Source organism: Gordonia malaquae NBRC 108250 (assembly GCF_000344135.1).
GTDB classification, from domain to species: domain Bacteria; phylum Actinomycetota; class Actinomycetes; order Mycobacteriales; family Mycobacteriaceae; genus Gordonia; species Gordonia malaquae.
Genome location: NZ_BAOP01000114.1, coordinates 1 through 523 on the forward strand (window position 1 = coordinate 1; position 523 = coordinate 523).

General features: G+C 62.5%; 1 protein-coding gene. It reads left to right on the forward strand.

Annotated features, from left to right (window positions below; translation table 11 throughout):
• Nucleotides 1–84: 84 nt before the first annotated feature.
• Nucleotides 85–523, forward strand: a 439-nt coding sequence (locus tag GM1_RS21430; protein WP_008382682.1) for an IS110 family transposase, incomplete at its 3' end; no start/stop codon positions are given.

Sequence of the window (523 nt, forward strand, 5' to 3'; positions counted from 1 at the left end):
GCTCGCCGGACCCCGGCTGCCTACCTCGGGCGGCACCACCGTCCGCCAGAGAAGGAACCGAGCAGCATAGGGAGGTCGAGGGACATGTTGTTTGTAGGAGACGACTGGGCCGAAGACCATCACGATCTGGTCGTGATCGACGACAATCAGAAGGTCGTGGCCCGAGCCCGGGTCCCCGAAGGACCGGCCGGAATCACCGCATTCACCGACGTCATCGCACGAGCAGCGCTCAAGACAGTCACCAGTGACGATGACCTCGACGATGACGCTGTCGAGGTCATGGTCGGTATCGAACTCAATCACGGGCCCTGGGTCCAGGCTCTGGTCGCCGCTGGGTACCAGGTGTTCGGAGTTGATCCGTTGCAGGCCAAACGCTTTCGTGAGAGTTGGTCGAACTCCAAAACCAAGAGCGATAGCGGCGATGCCCTCGGCCTGGCAGAACTGGTCCGCTCCCGGCATCGCACACTCACCACAGTCGGCGCAGACTCCGAAGGATCTGCCGCGATCCGCATTCTCGCTCGTG